The following is a 17,504-nucleotide window of genomic DNA, read 5'->3' as shown; positions in this document are numbered from 1 at the left end:
TCAAGATGAGCGATGAATGCAGAAAAAAAAAAATCCGAAAGGACCTGACTGAAGAAGGAAACGGTGAATCCCGTGGGGGTCTTCAGCAGGGCGGAGTTCATCTTTGGCACAAATGGAAGGTATAAATCACGTAAAGAGAGGTTAAAAAAAAAATGTTGGAGCAACTGCTATCACGGGAAAATCTTCTGCAAGCCTTAAAGCGTGTTGAAGCGAATAAAGGAAGTCATGGCGTAGATGGGATGTCCGTAAAATCCTTACGAGAACACATCGTACAAAACTGGCAGACCTTGCGGCATGCCATAGAAGAAGGAACCTATGAACCGAGCCCCGTGCGCCGAGTCGAAATCCCGAAACCCGGTGGCGGAGGTGTTAGGTTACTAGGAATACCTACCGTGACAGATCGAATGATTCAACAAGCAATCGCGCAGGTGTTAACTCCATTGTTTGATCCAGAGTTTTCCGACCATAGCTATGGATTCCGTCCGAAAAGACGAGGGCATGATGCGGTGAGGAAAGCTCGAACCTTTATGAAAGAAGGATATCGATTCGTAGTCGACCTAGACTTGGAGAAATTCTTTGATCGCGTCAACCATGACCGACTGATGATGAAGATTTCGGAGAAAGTGGAGGACAAGAAAGTTCTCCTGCTTATCCGCAAATATCTTCAGTCAGGTGTGATGGAGAACGGGTTAGTAACCCCGACAACGGAAGGTGCCCCGCAAGGCGGTCCACTGAGTCCGTTATTATCTAACATTGTCCTAGATGAGCTCGACAAAGAACTCGAGAAACGTGGGCACCGCTTCGTTCGTTATGCGGATGATTGCAATATTTACGTGAAAACGCTAAGAGCAGGAGAGAGAGTCAAGACAACGGTCACCCGATTCATCGAGACGAGGCTAAAGCTGAAGGTGAACCAAGTAAAGAGCGCGGTAGACCGTCCCTGGAAACGAAAGTTTCTAGGATTTAGTTTTAGTGTGGACAAAGAACCAAAGGTGAGAATTGCGAAGCAGTCCTTACAGAGAGTCAAGGTTCGAATACAGGAGATATCCTCTCGAAAGAGATCGATGAAGATGGAAGAGCGAATCAAGGAACTAAACCACTACCTCATGGGATGGTGCGGTTATTTCTCGCTGGCGGATACCCCAAGTACCTTTCGAGATATGGATAAATGGATACGAAGAAGGCTACGAATGTGCCTCTGGAAGCAGTGGAAGACCCCTAGAACCAAAGTCAAAAGACTTATATCCTTAGGGGTACCTAAGGATAAAGCCTATGAGTGGGGAAATACCCGAAAAGGGTATTGGCGAATTGCAGGGAGTCCAATTCTACAACATGCATTGAATAACCAATATTGGGAAGCCAATGGATTAAAGAGTGTATTGGACAGATACAACTCCTTACGGAATATTTCATGAACCGCCGTATATCGAACGGTACGTACGGTGGTGTGAGAGGTCGGGGGCTAGCCGCCCCCTCCTACTCGATTGTTCACTCTTACTAATGACGGTGTTATTGTGTATACTCTTAATTTGCTATCTTTATTGCCTTCCTTATAGCAGAAAGCTTAAACTATCAGTATGTGATTTCAAGAATGGATAGGAGGCTTAAACCATGGCGATTTATACACGTACGGGTGATGCAGGTCAGACTTCAGTGATTGGCGGCCGGGTCGGCAAGGATGATGTCCGCGTCGAGGCCTACGGAACGATCGATGAGCTGAATTGTTTTGTAGGGCAAGCACGAAGCCTGATGGAAAGTGATAATTTCGACGATGTCCGCGAGCAATTGCTCGAAATACAGCATGAGCTGTTTGATTGCGGCACGGATTTAGCATTTGTTAAACTTGCTGACGGTGGTCAATATATGGTGACAAGTGAGATGGCTCAGCGGCTGGAAGGCTGGATAGATTCTCTACAAGAGGAGAATCCACCACTAGAGAAATTTATCCTGCCAGGAGGTAGTCAGCTGGCTTCGGTTCTACATGTATGCCGCACGGTTTGCCGTCGTGCGGAACGCCGGGCAGTTACCTTAGGGCGAAATGCGGACATAAACCCAGAAGCGGTGATTTATCTCAATCGATTGTCGGATTATTTTTTCGCGTTGGCTAGAACGGCTAATACACGGTCAGGGATTACTGATGTAGAATACATCCGTAGTAAAAAGGTGTTTCGAGACTAATATGACAAGCTATTATTCACCCATTACTTATATCATACCGCCAGAAGAGGATGACTTCCTGCTGAAGACAATCCTGCACAAACGGATGGATGTCTCACGCAAGCTACTCTCCCGGCTGAAGCAGACGGAACAAGGCATTACATTAAACGGTGAACGTGTATACATTAGTGTGCATGTTAAGGCAGGAGATACCGTGCAGATCCGCATGGAAACGGAGACTTCGGATGATATTTTACCGCAGCCGATTCCATTCGAGATTCTATTTGAAGATGAACATCTGCTAGTGGTTAACAAGGCAGCGGGAATTATAGTTCATCCAACACATGGACATTACACTGACACGCTTGCCAATGGCGTGGTTTATTATTGGGCGCAGAAGAATGAACGCTTCCGTTTCCGGCCTGTTCACCGCCTGGATCAGGAAACCTCCGGTGTGTTAGTGATCGCCAAAAATCCATACAGCCATCAGCATATTTCCGAGCAGATGATCGCCGGTACTGTGGATAAGCGTTACGCTGCATTTGTTCATGGGGTTCCTGCGGAGCTATCCGGTGATATCGACGGCCCTATCGACCGTGATCCTGAGGAGCCACATCGGCGTATCGTGACACCGGATGGATATCCTTCCCTAACCCGCTATGAGGTTAAGCAGGTGTATTCGGCCGGCTCCAGAGTTGAACTAAAGCTGGAGAGTGGACGTACGCATCAGATTCGGGTCCATATGACCTCTATCGGCTGTCCACTGATTGGAGACAGCATGTATCGTCATGAGCTGTACAATCTACCAGAATTTACTTCAACGCAAAGCGAGCAGTTGGAGTCCGTTGCAGCACTCGATGCTTCCATACCGCGTCAGGCACTGCACGCAGTGCGTCTGACGTTCAAGCACCCGGTGCTTCTGCAAGAAATGATATTCGAAGCCCCGTTGCCACCTGACATGGCAGTCTTGGAGAAAATATTGGAGCAAGGTCTGACAGCGAATTTGTGATAAAATTATGATTCAGGCGATAGAGTGGCGAAGGGGAAGTTTGGAACTGTAGGAGCGATAGCGACCGCCTTTGTCTGCGGATTTCAACCGTGTTTAACGGTAAAATTGATGAAATCTGTAGACAACAGCGGCCGGAAGTCCAAACATTCCTTGTAGTTACGGTATTATTAGCCGATTATTAAAGGAGCACAGCATGAGCAAATTAAAAGTATATCAATATCCCAAATGCAGCACCTGCCGCAGCGCAGTGAAATGGTTGCAGGGACAAGGTCATGAGCTGGAGCTTCAGCACATCGCAGAGCAGCCACCTACGGTGGACGAGCTGCGTGAGCTGCTCGCGAACAGCGGCCTTGAGCTGAAGAAGTTTTTTAATACAAGCGGTGAAGTATACAAATCATTAGGTCTGAAGGACAAGCTGCCCCAGCTTACGGAACAGGAGAAGTTAGAGCTGCTCTCAAGCCACGGGATGCTGATCAAACGTCCGATTGTCACCGATGGAGTTAAAGTTACGGTGGGATTCAAAGAAGACCAATATGCCGATACTTGGACTAATGTTTAATATCAATACAACGATCAAGGGAGAGGTTTATAAGTGAGAACAGAAACAATGGGCCGGGTAATGCTTGTAGATGGAATGGCTCTGCTGTTCCGGGCCTTTTATGCGACCTCTTATGGAGGATATATTCGCAAGACAAAAGATGGATTGCCAACGAATGCGGTATATGGATTTTTGCAGTATTTTTTTGATGCAGTAAGTACGTTTGAGCCTTCTCACGTCGTATGCTGCTGGGATATGGGCAAAGGAACGTTCCGCACCGAGAAATATGATGGATACAAATCCAACCGGATCGAAGCTCCGCTGGAATTAATTCCGCAGTTTGACCTAGTAAAAGAAGTGGTGGCTGAGCTAGGTGTGCCAAACATTGGTCTTGCCGGCTATGAAGCAGATGATTGCATAGGTACGCTGGCATCCTGTTACAGCGATAATTCTGAGGTTTACATTCTGACGGGTGACCATGATATGCTGCAGCTTATTGATGAGAATGTTAAAGTCGTCATTATGAAAAAAGGACGCTCCAACTATAAAGTTTATGACCTTGCAGAATTGCTTGAGGATAAAGGTCTAACCCCTAGACAGGTTATTGACCTGAAGGGCTTTATGGGCGATACAAGTGATAATTACCCTGGTGTAAAAGGGATTGGTGAGAAAACCGCGCTGAAGCTGTTAACAGAGTACGGTACAGTTGAAGGTGTAATTGAGAATCTTCACTTGCTCCCTAAAGGTGTACGGTCCAAAATTGAAGCCGACCTAGATATGCTGCATCTATCAAGGGAGCTGGCTGAAATCCGTTGTGATGTGCCTGTGGTCTGTGAGCTGGCACAAGCTTTATGGCAATTACAGCGGGAAACAGCTGCGCGTAAATTTCAAGAACTGGAATTCGGCAGCCTGATGCATTTGATCGCTGAGGTGCAGGACGAACGGGGAATTGTACAGATTGAGTTAGGTGATCTGGGTTAAGGAGAGAGGTTCTCTTCTGATGAAAATGTGAATAAACATAATGGCAGGTCAAGGTTACTATCCTTGACCTGCTTTTTTTGTTGTCGAATTCATGTGGAAATTTATCAATATATGTCTTTTTTTGACTGAATTACAAATTAAGGTTTCTAATCATGGATATTGGTTTAATGAAATTTCAAAGGAAATACATAGGGATTATTTTCCATAGTAGGTGATGATGAGATGAAGATACTTTTGGTCACGCACAAGTTTCAGAAGATAGTAGGTAATTATTGCAGTCGGACCATGGACGTAGTGAACGAGTCTGAATTAGTCCTTGGAGGTGTTTTGGAGTTTTTGCAAAACATCAATCCTTCTATAGATAGCATATTAATAACAGATGATGCATTATCTCTGAGGATGGAACAGAACAGGAGTGATTTAAATAACCTAATCAATTGGCTCGTAGCTAATCAAAAGTCAAATGTAAAGATTTTAATCCTCACCAGGTACATAAGGAAAGATACAGAATGGGAGAATCTCAGCTATAGATATCCGAATCTCCAAATTAAGAATTACGAATACATACGCATTACACCAGTACTATTTCAGGAAGCTCTTGAGTATTTATCCGATACCAAACCTCAATTAAAACAACATTCCAGACCTCACGACGATAAGAGTAATCACCAAAAGAGTACAGACAGAAAAGGGTCGTTTCTGGATCGCTTTAAACCGAAACCGAAAGCCCCAACTGAATTACAGGCTACGGATACCCTTACTAGGGAGCTTGATAAGATTAGCCGAGGGATTAGTCGTATTGTAGCGATAACCGGGCATAGTGGATGCGGAATTACCAGCACAACTATCAATGTTGCAAGTGAAGCGAGTAAACGGGGGCTGAATGTATTAATAGTGGATATGGATATCGAATATCGAAGTACGAATATGTATTTTAGCAGCTTTCATGAACGAACCAAGCGGGATGAAGATATAAATGCATCTCTCATCCGAACGTTAGCAAGACCTCAGGATTATTTGACTACGGCTTTTCATTTGAAAGAAAACCTATGGCTGGCTGGACTGGGTTACAGCTTTTCCGATCCCAAGTTAATCCAGCAATTTTACACCAGCTCTAAACTTGTCGGTCTGTTGTCCTTACTCCGAAACAAATTTAATTTGATCCTATTGGATCTACCACTGAACTTATTAGACAGATTTCGAGAAGCATTAATCCATATCGACAGCTTTGGCCTCTGTATTCCCAATAATCTATATGCTGTTTTAAGCACTCTGAGGAATGTGGAAGAGACACTGAATAAGGAAAATACGGCCTATTTGAATGCTAAATCAAAAGTAATTGTCACCAAATATAATGACCGTTCCAGATTTCAAGGTGAAATTTTCGTACCAGACAAGGTAAGTGCAGTTGCTACATCCGGTCTTTTAGAAAGCTTTACATACGGAATGAAAGTGGCAGGTCATATCTCTTATGACACGGACTTTGATACTCAGATTGAAACCGATGTGCCGCTTGTATATTCAAACAAAGACCATGAGCGGGCATATGGAAATATACTTCTTAGATTACTGGAGGGGAGTAGTTAATGGATTTAAGTGGGCTTAAAAACGCGACACCCAATAAGCAAATGTTCAAGCGGGTTGCAGCATTGCTCTTTAGTCTATTGATCATCGTGGTTTCTTATATGTTCATTACGAAAGCCAGCAAAGATGCCAGCGATGTGGTAGAGGTGTTGCGGGTCAAGCAGAGTGATGGTATTCCGGCTTACGTAGTCATTACGGAGCCTATGATTGAGAAATACAATATTATCAAAAAAGAATACACCGAGGACATGGTGTTGTCTGAAGATATAGATTCGGTGAAGGATAAACTGTCCGCATATTATCTTCGAGAAAACAGCGTGCTCTACAAAGATCAGTTGCTGGATGAAAAACCGCAAAAAAATGAATGGCTGTATCAAGTGAATGAGGAAAATGAGGTCTTGACGCTTCCTTATAATTTTCTGGAGGTTGGTGGAGATATTCTAATGCCAGGAGACCGTGTTCGTATCCGTGTGTCCTATGAGGTAGAGGAGAAGGATGCCCCGGGTGGCAATCCAAACGCTATTTATTCCGAGTCCACGAATACGATCAAAAAAACTGAAGTATTGTTTGAAAGCATTGTTGTGAAGGATATGCTCAACGCAAGTAGTCATTCCATCTACGAAGTATATAAAGAGGTGCAGAAACTGGATGAGGATAAGAAACAAAATGTTATGAAGAGTAAAGATTTCTTAAAGAACATTCAACCTAAAGCATTACTCCTCGAGGGGACGAGTGCACAAATTAACAATTATGCCAAATACAAAGGACTTAATGGAAATTCATTTCTGATTACCATACTGAGCAGAAAAAGTAGTGATGTCATCATTGACCAACTGCCCACTTTGGAGAAAGAGGTGGAATCGTGGATCGGAAAAGAGGATTAGGAATCGACAGCATTTTTCAGAAAATATCATCTAAGGATCTCGTCGGTGCCGAACTTCAAGAGAATAATCTGATTTATAGTGTAGTAGGTTTTATACCTGCTTGTGATGGCGTAGATAATGCCATGCTCATAAGCAACTTAGGATATTTGTTATCTCAAAAGGGTCTAAATACTTGTGTGGTTGACCTTAAGGTGTTTTATCCGAACTTATATCAATTTCTAGATGTCCCTGCACATAAGAAGGGGCAAGGATTAATTAAGGTGTTAAAAAGCGACAAGGTAGATTTCCGAGATGAATTGCAGCGGACCAAATACGAGAAGCTGTTCCTGTTATCAGCTAGTCCACAGGATCTAATGGAGGAGTATTTTGATTTTGAGTTTGGAAATTTAGAGCGTGTAATTACTACACTTAAGCAGATGTTTGATATTGTGCTGATCGACATTCCCAACAACCCTCCATTGGAATTTTGTCTGGGTGCCATGAAGTATTGTCACATAGGATTCTTTACGGCAACAGAGAGGATGGAAGCTACCATAAATATGGTGAAGCTGCTGGATTATGCTAAATCGGTGGGGATAAGTACGGCTAAGTTCACCAGTGTGGTGATGATGAATATTCAGCATATTGAATTTGATTATAAGGTTATGAAGGACATGGGTTTTAACATAGTTTCTGTACTGCCACTTGTGAAGGATGCCGTAGTTCGTGCACATGAGGGCAGGCTGTACATAAAAGATAACCCCCTAATTAATAAATATTTTAAAAAAGAGATCCAAAAGCTGGCCGATCGGTTGGCGGATCAGTAAAGGGGAGAGCGACTTGCTGACACGTGCGAAAATTAGCGATATGCAGCAAAAAGTACTGCATCAGGTAGGGCCGAAGGAGAACATGGAGGATCTGGCTAGTAAATATACGACCATAAGCTTTGATGAGGCTTTGGAGTTATGCCAAAAATATATTACGAAAATAACGACACATGCCTATAGGCGAGAAAACGACCCTGCTCGAAAACGCGAAATGACTAAGGCATACATAAATGAATTTGTAGACGCGCAGAAACCTTCTGTCGAGGGATTTTATGATCTAGCAGAGTTGAAAAACGCACTCACCAATGAAATCACTCACTATGGTCCCATTACCAAGGCTATGGAGGACCCTAGTATAGATGAAATCAGAGCCAACGGGCCTGATCAAATCTTTGTGGAAAGCGGCGGAAGAAGCCTGCAGTGGGATCAAAATTTTACAGATCGTGATCATATGGAACGGATTATCGCCAAGCTTATAGGTATCTCCAAGGTTCGGCTGATTCCAAAGATACCCATGGTAAATGCCAGAACGATTGAGGGATATCGTGTGAATGCCACTCATGCTGAGATCTCACCGTATGATCAACCGGCGTTTGTGATCCGAAAGTTCAGCAAGAAGAGTATTGTTCCAAAAATGCTCATTGAGAATAAATCCTTCTCCTCAAATATGTATAAATTATTGTCTTTGATCCCGAAATCAGACTTATCTTGGATTACAGTGGGACCGACAGGAAGCGGAAAGACAACGCTAAATGAAATTCTTGTGAAGGAGATCAATCCTCTATCAAGGATTATTACCATTGAAAATCCTTCGGAGATGAGATTGATTCAAAGAGAAGATAACAGCGAACACGGTAGAGTGCTGAATGATGTGTTGCAATACGAGTCGGTCCCTGATGATGATGACTCAAGCCCAGCGACTATGGAAAATTTGCTTATTAATGCGATGAGACAGTCACCTCACTGGATTGGACCAGGGGAGCTTCGAACACCCGGTGAATTCGCCACAGCGCTTCGAGCAGCACAGACGGGACACTATTTCTTTTCCACCCTTCATGCAGAGGGGGATAAGGAAGCGATCTTTAGATTTCTAACGGCCTATCTAATGGCCTCTAATGAGCCAGCGGAACTTGCTCTACGAAATATCTGCAGTGCTGTGAAATTTGTAATCTTTCAAGAGAAACTGGCAGATGGTACTCGTAAAGTGACTTCAATTTCAGAGATTTTGGGCTCAGATGGCTTGAATCCACTGATTAATCAAATCTATAGATTTGATTGTGATGATGTTATTGAAGAGATGATTGAAGGCAAGAAGATGATCAAAATTGTTGGCAGACATTTACGTGTAGGAAAGATCTCGGAGAATGTACAGCAGCTAATGCTCAAGGCCGGAATTAAGAAAAGCAGGTTTGAGTTCTTTACCAAGGATCCGTTGGAGGGCGAAACAGAGGTGTACGAATTCGATGAATACAACTTTAATCATTAGTCTACTTCTTGGTATGGCTGCATTTGTACTATTTAACGCCATCTTTGAGGTCAAGTTTTTTCAGGGTTCTGTAAGATATGTTCTCGACGTTATGGATACCCTCGCAGAGTACCTAGGCAAGTATAACACGAAGCGTTATGTTGACCGGATCAAGAAGGAGCGAATCGTCAGGCAGAAGGAAAATATTTATGCGAAATACAATCGAATGGTAGAGGGTTTGATTTTAGACTTTAATATGCCGTTTACGCTGGAGAGCTTTACCTCAATGCTGTGCATTTGCTTTGCGATTATAGCTCTGCTAGTGGTTCTGCTTATGAAAAGCGTTACGCTTTCGCTTGTGATTACGATTTCAATTTTTGTAGGATTGTTTACTTTTTTCGTGATGCAGTCTAGAGCCATCCAAGCAGAACGGCTTGAAAATATAATGGATGCCGAAGATGTGATTTGTCCGTTAGCCCGTGAAGGTGTACTAGTAGCCATTAAAAAGGTGATGGAGAGCGATGAATATATCAGTCCTAATCTTAGGCCATATTTTCAGCAATTTATAGATAATTGCGACAACAACGGCTATTCCTTTAAGCAAGCTATTACGCTATTAAATAGACAGCTTGGTCCCAAATTTGATAATTTCACAAAAAAAGCAGTGGTCTTCGAATATAACGAAAGAAAAGGTATGGCAGACATTTTCCTCGATATTGTAGATGAAAATGCCGTGCTGCGCGAGATTAACTCTAAAAAGGAACGGATTTTTAGAAAGATGAATCGAGATTTTATGTTTAAAACCGGAATCATTGTGCTTTTTTTCTTGTACGCATTAACTGTAAAGGATTTTAGAGAATTTATGCTTGAAAGCAATGTTGGGAAATTGATCAACACGATATTGATTAGTGTCATTTGTTTAAGCTTTGCACGCAGTCAGGTACTCCAAGGGAACGTCGGCATGGGTGGTGAGCGCAAATGATATTCCTAGTTAAGCTGATAGCCATGCTCTTCATCCTTTATTTGATCAAGATATTGTTATACCCCTTCTTCAAGCCTGTGAGCAGAAAACAGAAAAAACGTGCACGTCAATATATCAAGCAGCGTAAAAATGCGGCGCTAAAAGAGAAGTTCAACCAATATAAACGAAGAATTGCAATGAAATATGTTAAAGGGTTATTGGGAAGTGCTGAAAGATTAAGATTCAAGAAAATCATTGACCGACTTGATCTACAAAAGACTCCAGAGGAAATACGGACCGAGCAATTCATGTACACGCTAAGTGCTATTGTGATTATGTTGTTGCTATGGAAGGTGAACATCCTGCTTGGCTGTATCTCTGCCATCTTCATCATGCTGGGCTGGCTCTATCCGGTGGTCGAGTTGGAGAAGATTATCGATAAGAAGAACAAAAATATATCCCTGGATTTCCCAGCCTTTTATAGTATGGTCTATTACCAGTATATAAAGTCGGTTAACATTCATTTCTCAGATGTGCTTAAGGATTACATTCCTAGTGCAAATCCTGATATAGCCGAGGAGCTCGGTGTGATGCTGGATAATATTGATTACGGAGAAGAATTCGCTTTTAAGCAGCTGAAGAAACGGATTCCGATGCATTACGTGATCAAGTTCTGCGACATTATGGAGACGAGGCTTAAAGGATACGATAATGTGTCTCAGATGGCATATCTCAAGAATGAATTAGATGGCTTCAGAATCAGGGCTTTGGAAGAAGAGCTGGAGAGTAGGCAGCGCAGCAGCGCAAGGATCCAGTTTCTACTTATTATAGTGTTGGCTATTTATATCGTTATGTACTATTTGTTTACCATTCTGAGTTCAATGAAGATGTTTCAATAAGCCAAATTTATTTATAGGGGGATAAACGAATGAAGACAGATCTTAAGGAATTGCTAGTGGAGGAAAAAGGAGAAGTAGGGATCAAGCAAATTGCCATCACGGTTGGCGTTATTATTTTAATTGGAGTGGTAGTGACCTATCTAAAGGGTGGAGTACTGACAGGATGGGTTGATGATGTTTGGGAATTCTTATTCGATGATTTGATTGGAAAGATGGTTAGCTAATTTGGGGTGAAAACACAATGCAAGGGATAGCAAAGGCAGTATTACTTACCATTCTGACCTCGGTTACGATTTTGCTGTTTGTAAATTTGGCTTTCTTTTTCCCATGGTATTTAACGCTGGTCACAGAGACGTATAGTGTTTCGCAGATTGTAGCTGGTGATAACTACTTGAAGGAATCGTATTATGAGGATGTTATGGAGAGATTACAGGAGCGCCCTATTTACCGAGATAAAGCCGATGATATTGTCATTACGGTCACTAATGCAGATCATGATAATGCGATTGGAAATGATGATGAAACCTCATATTACGATGAAGGGAACGAATGGAATAAACCTTATCGGCAAAGAGGCGAACCGCTTACGGTTGAGATTAAAGCTGTATATCCTTTCTCTATCACTTTATGGGGAAAGAAGCTGGAGCGTGAAATTCCGGTCCACTTCTCCATGTCAACGACAGGCCTGAAACATTATAAGGATCTGGACTACTATATAGATTGATAGGATGACTTTGTGTGAAAAATATTGCAGTAGGAGTATTGTTGATTATTCTAGTGTCAATTGTTGTGGAGCCTTTGGTGGAGATGGGCATTGTATTTAGAGAGAAGGTAGTGCTGAGCACTGCGATCTCTAATGCTTGCCGGGCAGCCAAGGATCGGAGTTTAGAGTATGAACTGCTACGTGGACTGGATGCGGTGATTAACGAGGAGAGGTTCAAAGAATACTTTTCAGATGCGTTCGAAAGTGCTCTAAATGTATCGGAACAGACCGATAATGGCAACGTGCTTACATTTACCTCCAATGATGATAGATACAATGATTTTACGGTAAATTTAGATTTTTCTAACATAGAGAACACCCAAACCAGCCAATGGGTATCAGAAGTTAATGTGAAAGCACAGGCAACATACAAATTTAAAACCAGATACTTAAAGCTCGCTGAAGAAGCAGACAAAGAAGTAGATTATCAGTTAATTAGCGAGAGGAAATATATTCTCTCCGTTAAGAATTGATGAAAGGAATAATCAGAATGGACTATATCATGGTTACTTTTCAAACGGATACAGGTCTAAGAATGGACCTAAAAGTCCCGGTGTTTGTGACTATAGAAGAACTGTTAGACATGTTAACGGAGTCCTTGAGCTTAAAGGAGAGAAGCGGGGCTAAGCTTCAGGCTGAGCCATTAGGCAGAATATTAAGTAATAGTAAAACCTTGGATCAAGAAGGTGTAGCCCAAGGCGCACTGCTCACACTTATCTGAGAAGGGGCAATGAAATGAATGGCAACCTGCAAAGTGGCGGATTAATCCTAAAGGCTGATGAATCTCTTTTTATTACGGATATTAAAAACTATTCAGGAACCTATTCTTTGGACAGAGCGAATGATCAAGCTGTGCCTATTCATTATGAGGGTTTGTTCTGGTTCATGAATGAGGCTGGCAATTTCCTTTATTACAGTGATCAGTTAAAGGGAAATGTGCTCTGTAAGCTTGATATTGTAAAGCAACATTCAGAAGTATTGTTAGACAAACCTTGTTATCAGCTTCAGCGACATGAAGATTGGATCTACTATATTCACGAGGAGGACCATCGATTATATCGCTGTTCTACTAGTGGTAAACGTGATATGAGGCTGATTGATGAGCATGTGGAGAGTTTTCTCTTGTACGAAGGACAAATCTACTATGCTACACCAAATGGGATTAAGAGGAGCACAGAATCCGGTGAGGCAAGTGAAAAGATTAGTGAATTGGTTACAAGTTTACTGATTCGGATAGGAAATAAGCTGTGTTTTTCAGATGCCGAGAATGGACATCGCTTGACGCTACTTGATGTGGAGCGTCATACGGTAACTATGGTAGACAATATAGTTGCCCTTAGTATAAGCACGGATGACAAATATATTTATTGTGCTAACCGATTAAATGACAACAGTATATATCGCGTAGATCCATTGCATGGAGGGAGTATTCGAATATCTGGGGAAAGCGCGGACTATTTACATGTTCTGGACAATGATCTTTATTTTTGCAGTGGTCGTGAATGGCATCGAATCTCTCTATTTGGTGGAGAGGCGGAGACAATAACCTTTATAGGAAGGTAGATCTAATGAGCTATGAATTCAGTCGTCAGCCCCGTTTTCTACCGGATATGCCCCGGGGAGAAATTGATGTTCCTAATCCACCTATGATTAACGAGAAACCAGAGATCTCTTGGTTCGGAATATTGCTTCCACCTATCGTAATGTTGATTATTACCGTATTAATCGCAATGACTTCACAGTCCATCTATTTACTGATCTCAGTTGCGACCACAGTAATGACACTGATTGGCTCATTGACAGGAGCAACTTCTCAGATTCGGAAATATAAGCTAAAGAAGAAGGAACGGGAAGAAAAATATCTTCAATTTATAACCGATGTCCGCAGCGATTTGTCGATAGCTCGCGAACAACAGGTGAAAGCCATGAATGAAATGAGCCCGGATCCTGCGGAATGTGTGCAACGAATCTCGCGCAGGGATAACAAGCTATGGGAAAAAACGCCTTCACATAATGATTTTCTGGCTCTGCGGATCGGGGTGGGAAGTGTACCCCTGGAACTGCACATCAAATACACCAAACAGGCGATCATCCTTGAAACAGACCCGCTGCTGATGGAGCCGCAGAGATTGGCCATGGAATTTGAGAAGGTCCCGAACGTTCCTATAACGGTTAATCTGTTGACTACCGAAATATGCGGGATTGCCGGTGAAAGCGATAAAACAGCTGTGCTAATAAAACTGATGCTGCTACAGCTTGTGACTCATCATGGTTATGACGATGTCAGGGTTATTGTTCTTGCCGCAGAGGATGAATTGGAGAAATGGGATTGGCTGAAATTTGTACCCCACCTATGGGATGACGGTTTTAATATCAGATTTCTTTTATGTGGTAAAGCCATTGCCCATCAGACCTTGTCCGAGATTTATGGCTCTTTGAAGGAGCGGGAGATGAGGTCTTTGAGCGGTGGTGTATTGCCCCATTATCTCTTTATTGTAGAGGACGCTTCCTTACTTGAGAATGAGCTAATCAGTAAATATTTGTACAACGGCAGTGTAAAGCTTGGAGTATCAACCCTTTTTATCGCCAAGAATTCCGCTTATTTGCCCATGAACTGTAAAACGGTTATTCATTTAAACGGAAAAAACGGTGAAATGGCCAATCGATTAACCGGGGAGAAGATCGTATTTACTCCGGATCAGGCAGATATAAAAGATTTAGATCTAGTCGCCAGAAAGCTCGCACCGCTACGAATCAAAAATTCAAGTGCTAATTTCTCACTTCCATCCTCCATCACACTGATGGAAATGCTACAGAACGAAAAGGTATCTGAAGTAAATGTAATGTTGAACTGGACCCGCAACAAAACCTATATGGGCATGAGTGTACCTATAGGGGTGAGGGCTGGTGGAGAAGCTTTATATTTAGACATGCATGAGACGGGGTTCGGGCCCCATGGTCTTGTAGCCGGGACAACAGGTTCTGGCAAAAGTGAATTATTACAAAGTATCATCGTATCCCAAGCCATTCATTACCATCCGCATGATATTGCTTTTGTTCTTATTGATTATAAAGGGGGCGGCATGGCAGATGTATTCAAGGGAATGCCTCATCTGGTCGGTACCATTACGAATTTGGATGGGAATCAAACGACGAGAGCACTGCTATCTATCAAAAGTGAGCTCATGCGGCGGCAACGTGTCTTCTCGGAATATGGCGTGAACAATATTGATAAATACCAGAAATTATTTTATAGCAAAAATGTAAAAGGTGACATGCCAGCCATTCCCCATCTGATTATGATTGCGGATGAGTTCGCGGAGCTTAAGCAGGATCAACCGGATTTCATGAAAGAGCTTGTAAGTACGGCCCGGGTAGGTCGAAGCCTTGGCGTCCATTTGATCCTTGCCACCCAGAAGCCTGCCGGCGTAGTGGATGACCAGATATGGAGTAACTCGAAATTTAAAATATGTCTTAAAGTGCAGGATGAGGCTGACAGTCGGGATGTTATTAAACGTCCTGATGCGGCCATGATTAAGGAACCGGGAAGGGCGTATATACAGGTCGGAAATGATGAGATCTTTGAGTTGTTCCAATCTGCGTATTCTGGTGCTGATTATGATCCGAAAGGCGAACTGCAGAAACAGGAGAACAAGACCAAACGAATCTATAAGGTAGCTCTGAATGGTAGAAGCGAGCAGATCTTTCCGCTTGAGGAAGAGAAATTCTCCCCAAATGAGTCTGCTTCCCAACTGCATGCCATGGTTGAATACATTACAGAAACCGCCAAGCAATATGGGATTTCTCCAATGAAAGGGCCTTGGCTACCGCCACTGCCTGAAGTAGTCTACCTCGATTTATTGCTGCCGAATAGCTTAGCAGATGGTAGATGGCCGCAGCAGCAGAAACTGCTCAGTGTGCCAGTGGGGATCATGGATGATCCAAGAGGACAGAGACAGGAAGCGCTGGAGATAGATTTTGCATCTGAGGGGAATCTGTTTGTCTATGGAACGCCGGGTACAGGTAAAACCGTGTTCCTCAAAACGTTATGTTTATCGCTGGCTCTAATGTATCCGCCGGATGACGTCAATATCTATATTATGGATTTTGGCGGAAGCTCACTCAAAGCTATGGAGAAACTCCCTCATGTCGGTGGGGTAATGACACTGGAGCAAGAAGATAAAATTGACCAATTTATGCGCTTTATGTTCAGGGTTATGGAGGATCGAAGAACGCTGTTTCAAAATAATGGAAGTGAAGGGTTCAATGATTACCGTAGAAGTGGACGAAAACTGCCCGCATTTATAGTCATAGTCGACAACTACTTTGCTTTATCGGAGACCTACGAAGATTTTGACGCTCAAATGGTGCTGCTGGCTCGTGAAGGTTTTAAATACGGTATTTATATGGTCGCTACAGCAACCAATAGTGCTTTGGTCAGATATAAATTTTCGGTTAACTTCAAAATGGCGATCAGCTTCCAGATGACTGAGAAGAGTGAATATGATGGTATTGTAGGACGAACGGAAGGCTTGGAACCCGCTAAGGTTGCAGGCAGAGGATTGGTAAGAGGCAAGCCGCCTTTGGAATTTCAGACTTCGCTTCCTGAATATCAACATACCGCTACCGAGCTCATCTTGAAGAGAATGGAGGCTTTGAATCTAACTGGAGCCGCACCAATTCCGGTGATGCCTTCTACGATTGATCTGCGGCAGCTCAATAATAATACAGAGCAACTGGCAATAGGCTTGGGCAACAATGATTTACAGCCTGTGTTTATAGACCTTGTTGCAACACCAGTGCTGATGATAGCTGGAGAGGCTATGTCAGGAAAGAGCACTTTACTTGTATCGTGGATGAAGCTGCTGAGCGAAAAGGAGGATCTAGAGGTATATGCGCTGGATTCATCTGCTATGGGCATTTATGAACTGATACAACAGTCTTACGTAACGGATTTATCGAACGTGGATGATTTGGACAATTTCATTGATGGGATCAAAGAACAATTGGAAACTAGACGCAGTGAGCTTCTCTCATGCAGAATGTCCGGTGGTGACGTTGGCGCTCTGATGAAACAGTGGAAGCAGATAATCTTCGTTATTGATCGTCTAAGTGAATTTACGAGCGGAGACAAGTATATGCTGCATGAGCTGATTGAACGAATTGTGAAGCAAGAACGCGGCATGAAGGTAGCTGTTCTAGCGACAGATAACACAAATGATCTTACCTCTAATTGGGATTCCTTGGGCAAGACTATCCGAGAAGAACAGACCGGGATCCTGCTAGGTAGAATGAAAGAACAAAATCTTTACAATGTGTCCTTACCTTACGGAATCCAGGAGAAAGATGGGGAGCAAGGTGATGGCTATCTCATTGTAAAGAATAAATATACCGGATTAAGATGTGCCGTATGGAGTAAGGAGAATCGAGTTAATGCGGGAGTAGGAGTTTAGGATG

The 17,504-nt window shown here is 42.9% G+C and carries 17 protein-coding genes; all 17 read left to right on the top strand.

The annotated features are described in order from the left end of the window. Positions 1 to 152 precede the first annotated feature (152 nt). The 17 genes from ltrA to essC all read left to right on the top strand — a co-directional run bounded on the left by ltrA (position 153) and on the right by essC (position 17,500). The gene (gene ltrA, locus NST45_RS18965) at positions 153 to 1,415 is read left to right on the top strand and encodes a group II intron reverse transcriptase/maturase (protein ID WP_036681916.1); all 1,263 of its coding nucleotides are present in this window, start codon (positions 153 to 155) and stop codon (positions 1,413 to 1,415) included. 196 nt (positions 1,416 to 1,611) lie between these two features. Next, entirely contained in the window at positions 1,612 to 2,178 is a 567-nt protein-coding gene (locus NST45_RS18960; protein WP_036684514.1) for a cob(I)yrinic acid a,c-diamide adenosyltransferase, read from the top strand. 1 nt (position 2,179) lies between these two features. Then, positions 2,180 to 3,166 (top strand): RluA family pseudouridine synthase, encoded by a 987-nt coding sequence (locus NST45_RS18955; protein ID WP_036684512.1) that lies wholly within the window; start codon positions 2,180 to 2,182, stop codon positions 3,164 to 3,166. A gap of 193 nt (positions 3,167 to 3,359) precedes the next feature. Continuing rightward, on the top strand, positions 3,360 to 3,725 hold the full coding sequence (locus NST45_RS18950; protein ID WP_038569540.1) for an arsenate reductase family protein: 366 nt from the start codon (positions 3,360 to 3,362) through the stop codon (positions 3,723 to 3,725). A 48-nt stretch (positions 3,726 to 3,773) separates the two neighbouring features. Continuing rightward, positions 3,774 to 4,685, top strand: a complete 912-nt coding sequence (locus tag NST45_RS18945) for a 5'-3' exonuclease H3TH domain-containing protein (RefSeq protein ID WP_052097441.1) — start codon at positions 3,774 to 3,776, stop codon at positions 4,683 to 4,685. A 222-nt stretch (positions 4,686 to 4,907) separates the two neighbouring features. Next, on the top strand, positions 4,908 to 6,272 hold the full coding sequence (locus NST45_RS18940) for an AAA family ATPase (RefSeq protein WP_038569542.1): 1,365 nt from the start codon (positions 4,908 to 4,910) through the stop codon (positions 6,270 to 6,272). Further along, positions 6,272 to 7,153 (top strand): hypothetical protein, encoded by an 882-nt coding sequence (locus tag NST45_RS18935; protein ID WP_036684504.1) that lies wholly within the window; start codon positions 6,272 to 6,274, stop codon positions 7,151 to 7,153. Before NST45_RS18940 ends, NST45_RS18935 begins: the two co-directional genes overlap by 1 nt. Beyond that, positions 7,132 to 7,959 (top strand): hypothetical protein, encoded by an 828-nt coding sequence (locus NST45_RS18930; RefSeq protein ID WP_036684503.1) that lies wholly within the window; start codon positions 7,132 to 7,134, stop codon positions 7,957 to 7,959. The genes NST45_RS18935 and NST45_RS18930 overlap by 22 nt, the downstream gene beginning before the upstream one ends. Before the next feature lie 13 nt (positions 7,960 to 7,972). Further along, complete coding sequence (locus NST45_RS18925; protein WP_036684499.1) at positions 7,973 to 9,445, top strand: ATPase, T2SS/T4P/T4SS family; 1,473 nt, start codon at positions 7,973 to 7,975, stop codon at positions 9,443 to 9,445. Then, positions 9,423 to 10,406, top strand: coding sequence for a hypothetical protein (locus NST45_RS18920; protein ID WP_036684498.1), 984 nt, complete (start codon positions 9,423 to 9,425; stop codon positions 10,404 to 10,406). Before NST45_RS18925 ends, NST45_RS18920 begins: the two co-directional genes overlap by 23 nt. Then, positions 10,403 to 11,284 (top strand): hypothetical protein, encoded by an 882-nt coding sequence (locus NST45_RS18915; RefSeq protein ID WP_076146943.1) that lies wholly within the window; start codon positions 10,403 to 10,405, stop codon positions 11,282 to 11,284. Before NST45_RS18920 ends, NST45_RS18915 begins: the two co-directional genes overlap by 4 nt. A gap of 29 nt (positions 11,285 to 11,313) precedes the next feature. After that, positions 11,314 to 11,508 carry a hypothetical protein gene (locus NST45_RS18910; protein ID WP_036684494.1) on the top strand — a complete coding sequence of 65 codons (195 nt, stop codon included), beginning with the start codon at positions 11,314 to 11,316 and terminating at the stop codon, positions 11,506 to 11,508. A 17-nt stretch (positions 11,509 to 11,525) separates the two neighbouring features. Then, on the top strand, positions 11,526 to 12,008 hold the full coding sequence (locus NST45_RS18905; protein WP_036684493.1) for a hypothetical protein: 483 nt from the start codon (positions 11,526 to 11,528) through the stop codon (positions 12,006 to 12,008). Between the two features lie 14 nt (positions 12,009 to 12,022). Further along, on the top strand, positions 12,023 to 12,520 hold the full coding sequence (locus NST45_RS18900; protein ID WP_036684491.1) for a hypothetical protein: 498 nt from the start codon (positions 12,023 to 12,025) through the stop codon (positions 12,518 to 12,520). Positions 12,521 to 12,537: 17 nt separating this feature from the next. Beyond that, complete coding sequence (locus tag NST45_RS18895; protein WP_162164278.1) at positions 12,538 to 12,768, top strand: EsaB/YukD family protein; 231 nt, start codon at positions 12,538 to 12,540, stop codon at positions 12,766 to 12,768. Positions 12,769 to 12,782: 14 nt separating this feature from the next. Further along, positions 12,783 to 13,610: a DUF5050 domain-containing protein gene (locus NST45_RS18890; protein WP_036684488.1), complete on the top strand. Its 828-nt coding sequence runs from the start codon at positions 12,783 to 12,785 to the stop codon at positions 13,608 to 13,610. Positions 13,611 to 13,615: 5 nt separating this feature from the next. Continuing rightward, on the top strand, positions 13,616 to 17,500 hold the full coding sequence (essC, locus tag NST45_RS18885; protein WP_076146941.1) for a type VII secretion protein EssC: 3,885 nt from the start codon (positions 13,616 to 13,618) through the stop codon (positions 17,498 to 17,500). Positions 17,501 to 17,504: the final 4 nt, after the last annotated feature.

Source organism: Paenibacillus sp. FSL R7-0163, from assembly GCF_037969975.1.
Classification (GTDB): domain Bacteria; phylum Bacillota; class Bacilli; order Paenibacillales; family Paenibacillaceae; genus Paenibacillus_AQ; species Paenibacillus_AQ odorifer.
The sequence above is the reverse complement of the archived record's forward strand: the minus strand, read 5'-3'. Positions and strand labels throughout refer to the sequence as shown.